Source organism: Ruegeria sp. BB7 (assembly GCF_056539365.1).
On record NZ_JBQFUV010000031.1, the window covers coordinates 1 to 9,039 of the forward strand.

Sequence of the window (9,039 nt, forward strand, 5' to 3'; positions counted from 1 at the left end):
CTCTGGCAGAGATGATCAATGCGGCAAGCCTTGCAAACATCGAGGCTGACGCAGGTCACTCGGGTGACAATGGTATTCTATCCGTCTACTCGACCACGCGTTCCTTCCCAGTGAGCGTCAATTTGGCCAATTCGCATGTCAAGGATCGAGTCCGAAATATCGAGAATATTACGGGGTCAAGTTTCAATGATACGCTCGAAGGAAATTCTGAACAGAACATTATAACTGCCGGAAGCGGTGATGATATCTTAACTGCCATTGGCGGTGGGGACACGTTAGATGGGGGAAGCGGTTCTGATACGGCATCTTTCCTGAACAGAAGTTCTGGCGTTACGGCCGATCTAACCACGAACATTGTAGCGTCCTCGGGAAGCAACGTCGCCGATGACACGTTGGTGGACATCGAAAATCTTGAAGGAAGTATCAATGACGATACGCTGACAGGGAATCTTGCGGATAACGTGTTCTTTGCAACGGCGGGGAACGACACGATCTCGGGTGGCGATGGCCAAGATACACTGGATTTCAGTCGCCGAGGCAGCCGCCAAGGAATTGAGGTTGGTGCGTTTGGCACTGATACTCAGCAGCTTTCAGTTTCGGTCGCCAGAAATCCGATTATCAACGTTTTCGCAACATTTGATGCCGGATTTGCCCTTGGCAGCGATAGAACGATTGCCGAATGGCGAGACAATGTTGAAAATCATGCGGGCGCTCCAGATTTCCATTTCTTGCCGACTGTTGTCTCATATTCCAATACGGATACGACGCCGGGTCAACTTTCCGGGGACGAACTCGTTGGACTGTTCGGAGATGATGCACAAGGCCTAAGCGCGCCGGATGCCAATCAGGGCTCAAATTTTGCATTGACGCTGGACGGTTCTTTGAACATTGCGGAAGCGGGTGTTTACGAATTCCGCATTGCCGCGTCTGAGGCCGTAGAGTTTAGCATTGGCGGTGACATTGTGTTTACCCGTCAGGGCAGCAATGGAGAGGTTGCTCCAACCGATGGCGGCTTCCTCACTTCGTATGAATTTACGGAAGTCGGAATTTTTGATTTCAGCATTCTGCTCGGCAACTCGTCCGACGAGTTTGAGTTCGGCGTTGAATATAGAAGGTTTGGCGAAACGGCCTATCGTGCTCTGGAAGCGGGCAATGACGACTTCTTGCTTTCTTACCCCAATCTGACAGCAGGCGCGGTGACAGTTGCCGTTGATGGCGCTGTGGATGTTGGCGATAGATATACGCTGACGCTTAATGGAATAAGCGTCGAATACACCGCTGAACTCGGGGATAGTCGGTCGGATGTTGCCGCCGCTCTGGTCGCGGCCGTGAATGCGCAGTCGTCAGGGCTTTCTGCCTTTGTCGTTGCAAGTGTTTTGCCGACATCGAGTGTTATCACCCTGTCGCCACTTTCAGGAGATGTGGATTTGTCTGCGCTTGCGGTTGCGACAACCAATACATCGGCGACAGGCGATTACCGTGTCAGCGACGATGAATACGTGCAAATTGTGACGGGTGTTGAACGGTTTGTAACAACTGATCACGCCGATCGTTTCAGTGGAACGGATGTTGGTGAAACCGTTGAGGCGCAAGGCGGGAACGACACCCTTCTGGGTGCAGGCGGCGATGACACGCTTTCGGGAGGTGATGGTGACGATGTCATTGTCGGAGGCGAAGGTGCTGATACGCTGTCTGGCGGTTCAGGTGACGACAGTCTGCACATTGACCGTTATGACACTGCCGTTTCTGGTGGAGAAGGTCAGGATACCCTGACAATTGAAGATGCCGAAGAGGGGGTTAACGTTGATCTCGTTAGTGGCACGATTGTGTTCTCTGACGGGGACACTGGCGAGACTGCCACTACTTCAACCTCGACAGTCAGCGGTGTCGAGGTTGTATTTGCAACGAGCGGTGATGACACGTTGCATGGTACGGCAGAGACGACGCTTTATGGCGAAGGCGGAGATGATACCTTGACCGGGGGTGGACGCTCCAAACTGTTTGGCGGTGCTGGGGATGATACCCTTAACAATGGCAGTGTTGGCGACGTTCTTTCCGGCGGTCGCGGAAATGATACCTACAACATCGCCAGATATGGTGAAGTCACGTTGATTGAAACGGTCAGCGATGAGGATATCGATACCGTCAACATTGATACGCATTACTCTGATCTTGCGACGGTCTTTGATGGTGATGGTCTGCATATCGTAAGCCGCACCGGCAATCTGGATATTAGTATCCAGAACTGGGAAGATGTTTCCGATCAGCTTGTATTCACGACAAATGATGGCCGGTCATTCACTCTTGATACTTCGGATGAACTGCCTTCAAGCACCGGTTTTGAGACGCGCGTACACTTGTTCGTGGATCCCGATCTTTCTGATGTGGAAGGGGTTAACACGCGGGCGGAATATATCCGTGATGTTTTGGTTGGAACAGATCAACCTGGTATTGTGCTTACCGTCGATGACCTGTCTCAGGATGGCTTCCGTGACGCTATTAACGATAGCATTTCAGGGCCCGGATTCTTCACATCATTTCAGCAAGCTCTGCAAAATGGGACAATCACAACGACACCGTCGCTTGGATTTGTGTCTACCGGTTATATCTATATTGATCAGGAAGGAGACTATGAAGTTTCTCTGAGCGGAGAAACTTCCAGCATTCTTGAGATCAATGGTGCTGAACGGCACGTATTCAACGTATCAAGTCTGGATGATGCAGATGCTCGGACAATTCGACTGGAGCGTGGCTTCCACCCGGTTTCCTTGTTTACAGAAGCGGCGACACCCAATCCCGCAAATACATTCACGGCGGATATTTACATTGCCGGGGCAGACGGTGTTCCCGTCCGTCTTGGTGAGTTGCCAAGCTATGTAGATCTTAATGACTTTGCCTCTTTTGTCGATTTGGGCAGTCAATCTGCACTGGGGAATACGACCAGAGAGGGTGACATCGTCAATCTCCGGGACCTTATCCCAGATTACCTCTCGAGAAGAGAACAAGGTGTCATTCTAAGAGAAATCGGGTTGGATTTCAGCGACACGACAAGCTTTGTCGATATCGATCTGACAGATCCGGAATTCCATCAGGTGACCAACATCAAAGGTAGTCTGTTGGCCGATAACACAGTGATCGGCAATGATCTGTCTAACACCATTTCAGGCGGCGCGGAAAGCGATACGCTGGCTGGTGGTCGCGGGGCCGATACCATTGACGCGATGGGTGGCGATGACCTGATCATCGGGGCTGCTGACGGGGACGTTATTGATGGCGGCGCCGGAGAGGACACGATTGACTATAGCGCTCTGGAGCGAGAGGCATTGGATTCACCTGCTTCGGGTGTGAGCCGGTCGGGTGTGGAACTGGCGCTTGGCGGTCAAACGCTGGGATTGCAGCTTGAGGACGTTCAGGCGAGCGCACCGGGGACAGCTCAACGGGTGTCACTTGTTCTTGCTGATCTTATTCAGTCAGCAAATAATAGCCTGACGATTAGTCTGGGCGATGTTTCACTTTCGGTTACAAGAAGCAGCGACCCGGACGTCACCTTCCTTGACCAGATCCTTTCGGCGTATCTTGCGAATGATGACTTCTCAAACGCCTATACGATCGATAACGAAGAATTCTCGATTGTCTTTGAGGCTGTGGATGTTAACGCAGAATCCCTTGCTGTATCTGTTCTCGTGGATGGCGTATCAACCACGTCTGGCGTCACGCTAGAGGCCGGTACGCCGGGGGTCCGGCAAGTGACGCACCTGACAGTAAGTGAAGGTAGTATCGGTGACGAATTCGTTCTGAATATCGGGAACGCGACTTTCTCGTATGTCATCGAGCGGGAACAGGCCGTTGGCGATCTGAGGGATGATTTGATCGGGCTATTGTCCGCAAGCACAACGATTGCAGATATCGGATTTACTTTTGCGCCAGGCGTTGAAGCTGGTCAGATCGTTATCGAAGGTCCATCCGGGGTGATCTTCCCGATATCGGGTATTGTTCAAACCTTGGGTGATGTCGTCAACAATGTGGAGAACATTGTTGGTTCGAAGTTTGACGATGTCTTTGCCGGGAATGACGCGAATAACGATATTGATGGTTATGTCGGCGATGACGTTATTTTTGCCTCGCTTGGTGACGACCGTCTGTCAGGAGGAGAGGGCGTTGATCTTGTCTCCTACGAAGGCATCGACGTCGGGGTTCGTGCCAGCCTGATTAGTGGATACGGAATCAAAGGAGTAAGCGGGATTTCCGGAGAAGATATTCTTTCCGGTTTTGAAAACCTTCAAGGTGGCCGCTCCGATGATGTACTGGAAGGTAATAGTCAGAACAATGTGTTTTTCGGTACCAGCGGCAATGACATTGTATCCGGTGGCGAGGGGTATGACGTTCTTGATTTGTCTGAAGTGAACTCAACGAGTGGTGTCACTCAGCAGTTTGTTTCCGGGGCGTCGCGGTCATTGATCGTCCATGAGATCATCAATAGCACCACACAGCTATTGCGTTTGAACGGACCTCTTATTCCTGGTGATTCATTCAGCCTGACAATCAACGGTACTTCTTTCGATATGACCATTCGGGCGTCTCAGGAGGCAGTGAATGTTCTGAGAGAAATTCGGGGTCTGCTGGAGACTGATCCCACTCTGGCAAACCTGCTTGAGGTTGCAATAGATGAGGCGACTGATGAACTGACCCTCACCGCGACCACATCTACACCTCTGTCTGTGTCCTTCACGTCGACAGCGCAGGATTTGACGACTATCCAGTTTACCACCGAAGCTGGTCTCAATACCCAGCACTACGCCTCCATCGAAGAAATTAGAGGAACGGATGGTGCTGACATCCTGTCCAGCGGCCCGAGCGGAATTGTTTTGCTGGGCGGGCTGGGTGCAGACACTCTCAACGGGAATGTCGGCGGTAATGATACCTTAAGCTATGCTGACTCTGATGTGGGCGTGACTGTTGACCGCTCGGCGAATACGGCGTCAGGTGGGACGGCCGATGGCGATATCATTGTTGATATCGAAACAATCATCGGTTCAGATCATGGTGATACGTTCACCACAGGCAACGGCACGATTACAATTTCTGCGGGTGCCGGAAATGATACGGTTACGTCCACTTCCGGTGGAGAAACCGTTGATCTTGGTTCTGGAAATGACGTGTTTAGCGTTGATCTTGCTGCTGGCAGTATTGGTGGCGTAACGGTCAGCGGAGGCGATAACGCTGATAACATCACGGGCGGCGACGGTGATGACGTTCTGCATGGTGACGCGGGCAACGACGTCATTCGCGGCGGGGCCGGGGCTGATGTGATCCAAGGTGGCGCAGGCAACGATGAACTGCACGCTGGAAGCGGAAGTGACACGTTACGTGGCGGTGATGGAAACGATACCTTGTATGGAGGTGCGGATAGCAACGAACTGTTCGGAGACGACGGAGACGATCTGTTTGTTCTTGGAAGTGGTACGAACGTGGTTGTTGGTGGCGCAGGTTCCGATACCGTCTCATATCGAAATGCGGATGCGTCCGTAACTGTCGACATTTCGGCCAATTTTATGGGTGGAACTCAGTTTACATCGGTGGAAAACATCGTTGGCTCTCAGTTCGACGATACTTTGACAGGAAACGCCGAGGACAACATTCTGGAAGGGCTTGGTGGTGCCGATACCTTCATCGGCAACGGCGGCGCCGACATAGTTTCGTATGTCAGTTCAGATGCTGCTGTTTCCGTGAATCTGGAAACCAATGACTTGCAGAACCCGGAGCATGTTGCCGCAACTGGCGGACATGCAGCTGGGGATTTGTTCTCGAACATTGACAATCTTACGGGCTCGGATTTTGATGATCAACTGGTCGGAAACAGTGGAGACAATCGCCTTGTAGGAGGCGCCGGTGTTGACGTCCTGATAGGGGGTGCCGGTAACGATATTCTGGTCGTTGATGATGATGACGTCGTCATCGACGGTGGTGAAGGCATAGACACCATTGATTTCAGCACCAATTCTCGCGGTGTTCGTTTAACCACGATTGATACGGCTGGTGCCGTTGTCCATAACTATGTAGTTGGCGGATCTTTGGGCCTGACCAGTGAAATTCGTTCGGAGATCGGCGCGTTTAACGGGTCTACGGTGGCCTTGCACATCGGTGATGAGGTCTACTCGGTAGATGTTTCCGGCGGTTTCCTAAATTGGGCTGTTGAACTGAGGGATCAGTTCAACACGCGCGGTACGCAAACGGATGACTACACATTAGAGATTGAGGATCTTGGCGAAGCGACCATTGGCGTTCTTCGTATCGCGCCGGGCGACAGTCTAGCAGTTGGTGAGGCTATCAGTACAGATTCTCCTCTGGTTCCGATCCGCTTTACTGTCGATGGGACGGATATAGGCGATCCGGACGATTTCGGATTTTTCACGGATGGTTTGGCGACTTCAAACGAGCGCAATTTCCTGACCGATCGCGAAACTATTGAGATTAGCGGCCTCAACGAACACGCAGAAATCGCCGTAGATATTAATGGCGCGCAATATAGCTATACACTTGGTCTTGGTGAAAACTCTGTTGATGCCGCGCTAGCTCTGGCAGAGATGATCAATGCGGCAAGCCTTGCAAACATCGAGGCTGACGCAGGTCACTCGGGTGACAATGGTATTCTATCTGTTTACTCGACCACGCGTTCCTTCCCAGTGAGCGTCGAACTATCTGTCATTGCAGAGATCGAACCACTTACAAACGTAGAAAACGTCACAGGTTCAGCGTTTGATGATGTACTTGGAGGTTCCGCAGAGGACAACGTCATCGATGGTGGGGCCGGTGATGATATTATTCTCGGCACCACGGGGAATGATACGCTGATCGGTGGATCGGGTGTGGATACGCTCGACTTCTCGAACATAAGGGACAGAAGCGGACAAACCTTTGACCTAGTGAATGGTCAAGTGGTCGGTGAAAGCAGCACGAATACAATCAGCGGCTTCGAAAACGTTGTCGGTACTGCCTATGATGATGTCTTCGTATCATCTGCACTTGCGAACGATTTCCGCGGTGGGGAAGGTCTGGATACGATCAATTATCAGGACAGCAATGAAGCAGTTACTGTTGACTTCACAACGGGCGTTGCCTCCGGCGGGTTTGCCGAAGGTGATACGTTCGTATCTGTCGAAAGCGTTGTCGGTTCGGGATTGAATGACCTTTTCCTCGTGAATGGAAGTGAGGTCAGTTTGGATGGCGGCGTGGGACTGGACATTGTCTTTTTTGCCGGACGAGATCGTGCTGTGACCATTGATCTAACAGGTAGTGGCGGGATAGCGACGTCATTTACTTCCATCGAGCATTTCATAGGTTCCGCGTATAGCGACAACTTTGTTCTGGATGAAGGCTCTTACACGATTGATGGCGGATCAGGCCATGATGGTATTGATCTTGGTGTGTGGTCGCAAAGCATCCGCATTGATGCGGACAGCAGGATTATTTCTTCTGAGGATGATAGTTCATTAATCAACTACGCCTCAGTTGAGAGATTCACGGCAACCGCGTTCGACGATGTGTTTGTGGCGGGATTGACTCGAACACACTTCGATGGTGGTGCCGGCAGCGATACAGTTTCCTTTGAACGTGCTCTGAACAGTGTGTCCGTTGATCTGTCATCATCCGAATTTAACACGGGTTATGCGGCAGGGGATACATACACCAATGTGGAAAACCTGACTGGGTCCGGATTTGACGATAGTCTGATTGGTGATGCCAATGCGAATGTCCTGTCAGGGGGTTTTGGTAATGACGTGCTTGCAGGAGGTGATGGAGACGACCGTATTCTGGGTGACACCGGCTTTGATCAGATCGATGGAGAGGGCGGTTTTGACGCAGTCGATTATTCGGCATCGCAACAAGCGATCTTCCTGAACTTCCAGCAAAATGTAAACCAAGGTGGTGATGCCGCCGGGGATATTATCGACAATATTGAGGCGGTGCTCGCAACAAGCGGTGATGATACCGTTGTCGCAGACACCACTTTGCGGTTTGTCGATGGAGGAAGCGGTGTCGATACGGTGAGCTTCGTTGGATTGAACGAAGGTGTTTCCGTTCATATCGAGGGCTCTGCGGCAGCATATGACAGTGCTGACGGCGCGGTTGTGCTGAGTAATGTAGAATCCGTTTTGGGATCGGCTCAGGATGATACGGTGACATTTGCCGGTGAGCCGACGACCCAAGTGGATGCGGGCGATGGATTTGACACACTTGATTTCTCGGGTCGAGATACCGGTGTCACTGTTGATTTCATCAGCGCAGGCATTTCAGGTTTTGAGAGAGTGATTGGAACATCATTTGCCGATACACTCACGGGCGGCTCTGGGGATGAAGAATTCTTCGGCGTCGGCGGAGGAGATCTAATAGATGGCGGTGAAGGGCACGATATTGCTAACATTGCGTTCTCATACTTGACGACAAGCATAGTCTTCTCCGCTGATGGTGTCGATTTTGGCCTCTTCTCTCAAGGCGGTACGTATGTCGGTTTGAGTAATATTGAGCGGTTGGAATTGTCTGACGCCGTCTACGATGTTGACGCACTGAGAGCAGCCTATTCAAGCACGAGTTTAAGTCCGACCGTCGTGCCGTTGGTTAACTTGATCTCTGTTTCGAATTCGGAAAGTGGATTCCAGATCAAGGTTGAGGGAGATACCGGTTCCGACGCTGTTAACGGTGGTGCTCAGGATGACCTTTTGATCGCCAGTGAAGGTTCTGACGCGTATGATGGCGGTGAAGGCAGTGATACACTGGATTTCTCCAGAGTTTCCCGCCCAGATGGCCAAGGTCTTGTTATCCGGTCCGCTTTGGACTCATCCGATAGTGATCTAGTATATGCACTGGCCGATCATAGCGGACCAAATTCGGATAGTTTGAGCTCTGAGGACCTTCTGAACGGTAATCGCAGCGGACTAGTTGCTGTTTATGGTGTGGATGTAGGTCTTGGGCCAAACCTCATACTGAACAACAACCCAACTATCGGCACTGGACCTGATGGCTCTGACGCGTTGACATTTG

1 pseudogene is annotated in these 9,039 nt (G+C 51.5%); it reads left to right on the plus strand.

What is annotated here, in order from left to right:
- Positions 1-9,039, plus strand: a pseudogene (locus ACR0D7_RS19200) (hypothetical protein); the annotation flags it as partial.